Raw genomic sequence first — 2,662 nt, 5'->3', positions numbered from 1 at the left:
ACCTTGCGGCTCAGCCGGTCGATATCCTTCATGGTGAAATCGATTCCCGCCTCCTGCGCTGCGGCCAGCAGGTGCAGCACGGTGTTGGTCGAACCGCCCATCGCGATATCGAGGCTCATGGCGTTTTCGAAAGCCTCGAAACTGGCAATCGCACGCGGCAGGACGCTCTCGTCCTCCTCCTCGTAATAGCGCTTGGCCAGCGTGACGACCAGGCGGCCGGCGCGCTCGAACAGGCCCTGCCGGTCGGAATGGGTCGCCAATTGCGAGCCGTTGCCCGGGAGCGAAAGCCCGAGCGCCTCGGTCAGGCAGTTCATCGAATTGGCGGTGAACATGCCCGAGCACGAGCCGCAGGTCGGGCAGGCCGAACGTTCGATCTCGGCGACTTCCTCGTCGGTATAATGTTCATCGGCCGCGGCCACCATCGCATCGACCAGGTCGAGCGCGACCTCCTTGCCTTTCAGCACGACCTTGCCAGCCTCCATCGGCCCGCCCGAGACGAACACGCAGGGAATGTTGAGCCGCATCGCCGCGATCAGCATGCCCGGCGTGATCTTGTCGCAATTGGAGATGCAGACCATCGCATCGGCACAATGGGCGTTGACCATGTATTCGACGCTGTCGGCGATCAGCTCGCGGCTCGGCAGGCTGTAGAGCATGCCGTCATGTCCCATCGCGATCCCGTCATCGACCGCGATGGTGTTGAATTCCTTGGCCACGCCCCCGGCAGCCTCGATTTCGCGCGCGACCAGCTGGCCCAAATCCTTCAGATGGACATGGCCGGGCACGAACTGGGTGAAGGAATTGACCACCGCGATGATCGGCTTGCCGAAATCGCCGTCCTTCATGCCGGTCGCCCGCCACAAACCGCGCGCGCCGGCCATGTTGCGGCCATGGGTCGTGGTGCGGGAACGATAGGCAGGCATCAGTCGGGCTCCATTCGGGCTCGGAGGTGGATCGAACCGAGGCCCCTACTGTAACAGATTGCGATACCGAAGCGGAAACCGCAATTTGGCGGCACTAACCTGTCAGTTCGATTGCAACCGCGTTGCAGATGCGGTGCAGGCGCGCTGCCCATTCGTCCTGCATCTCCGGTGTCGCCAATCTATCCTGGCGAATCTCGATCCCGAAATAGGGCCGCCCTTCGCCCTCGGCATGGCGATCCATCGTATTGTTGAGGATTTTCCCCGAATAGGGCTCGTTATCGCCAACCACCAGGCCCTCGGTCTCGAGCAGCGGGATCGCGATCCGCGCGGCGCGGTCGTCATTATTGTAGAGCACCCCGCAATCCCATGGGCGCTCGCTATGCGGGTCGCTGTCGAGCTTGGGGGTGAAGCTGTGAAGCGACAGCAGCAGCGCTTGCGGCGTCTCGGAAAGTATCGCTTCCAAGCTGTTGTGATACGGCCAGTAAAAGCGATCAAGGCGCGCTTCGCGATCGGCCATGAAATTGCCGGGAATCTCCTTGCCGTCGCTGGCTTCGGGGACCGAGGAGAAATCGTGCGCTGCGCGGTTGAAGTCGCAGACGAGGCGGCTGACATTGCCAAGGAAGGCCGCGATGCCCGCATGCCTGGCGAGCCGTTCGGCCACCCCCTCGACCCCGAGGTCGAGCGCGATGTGCTGCTCCATCAGCGCCGGATCGAGCCCCAGTTCGATGTCCTCGGGAACGCGGTTGGAGGCATGGTCGGACACGACCAGGATCCCTCCGAAGCGCGGTTCTCCGACCAACCGCCATGCCTCATGAGTCATCTGATCCTGCCTTGCATCATCCACCAGTCGGGATGGGCCGCCTTAAGCGTTTCGAAGGCGGCGTCCAGCCGTTCCTGTGTCTCGAAGATCCCGAAACAGGTCGCGCCCGAGCCCGACATGCGCGCAAACCACGGCTGGGTATCGCGCAGATCCTTCAGAACCTCGCCGATCACCGGGCACAGTTCGATCGCCGGCAGTTCGAGATCGTTGCGCCCCTGCCACGCGGCCATGGTCGGATCGCCCGCGCCCAGCGGCCCGCGATCGACGCCGTCCCAGGCCTTGAAAACGTCGCGGGTCGAAAGCGCCATGCGCGGATTGACCAGCAGGACCGGCATCCCCGAAAAATCCGCCATGACCGGTTCGAGAATCTCCCCGATCCCCCTGCCATAGGCGGTCACGCTGGCCACACAGGCGGGGACGTCCGCTCCCAGTGCTAGGGCACGTTCGCACCAGTCGTCGGGCAGGCCGTGGAGCCGCTCGACCAGGCGGAACACCGCCCCGGCATCGGCCGAACCGCCGCCGAGGCCAGCGGCGACCGGCAGGTTCTTTTCCAGCGTGATCGAAAGGCCCTGCTGTCGCGGCAAGAAATTCAGTGCCTTGGAGACGATATTTGCGAGCGGATCGGAAATTTCGGAAGCGAATTCCCCTGATACCGTGACGCCATCCTGTTCGGCAATTTCGGCAACCAACACATCGCCCCGGTCGATGAACGCGAACAGCGTCTCGATTTCGTGATAGCCGTCCTCACGCCGCCTGCGAACATGCAGCGCAAGGTTGATCTTGGCGTAGGCGGTTTCGGTAGGCATCGGGACCTGCCTAGCGGATTCGACGGATACGTGCAGCCTGTTCCGAACTGCTTCCGAGATGCGGAAGCTCCCCGTGGCAGCCGATTTCTCCGGATTTGATCAACTCACGAAGG

3 protein-coding genes are annotated in these 2,662 nt (G+C 63.1%); all 3 read right to left on the bottom strand.

Annotation, left to right across the window (positions count from 1 at the left end; translation table 11 throughout):
- The coding region (locus AC16XC_RS11620; RefSeq protein WP_484034820.1) for a dihydroxy-acid dehydratase domain-containing protein at positions 1 to 923 on the bottom strand (923 nt) is incomplete at its 3' end.
- Positions 924 to 1,017: 94 nt separating this feature from the next.
- Entirely contained in the window at positions 1,018 to 1,743 is a 726-nt protein-coding gene (locus AC16XC_RS11615; protein WP_484034819.1) for an N-formylglutamate amidohydrolase, read from the bottom strand.
- Positions 1,740 to 2,549, bottom strand: coding sequence for a 4-(cytidine 5'-diphospho)-2-C-methyl-D-erythritol kinase (locus tag AC16XC_RS11610; RefSeq protein ID WP_484034818.1), 810 nt, complete (start codon positions 2,547 to 2,549; stop codon positions 1,740 to 1,742). The genes AC16XC_RS11615 and AC16XC_RS11610 overlap by 4 nt, the downstream gene beginning before the upstream one ends.
- Positions 2,550 to 2,662 lie beyond the last annotated feature (113 nt).

This window comes from Candidatus Andeanibacterium sp., from assembly GCF_057143545.1.
Note: the sequence above shows the minus strand (reverse complement) of the source record. Positions and strands in the feature narration are given on the sequence as shown.

Excerpts from the sequence above, each read along its gene's own strand:
- AC16XC_RS11615 (WP_484034819.1), bottom strand. The coding sequence starts at position 1,743 with ATGACTCATGAGGCATGGCGGTTGGTCGGAGAACCGCGCTTCGGAGGG.
- AC16XC_RS11610 (WP_484034818.1), bottom strand. The coding sequence starts at position 2,549 with ATGCCTACCGAAACCGCCTACGCCAAGATCAACCTTGCGCTGCATGTT.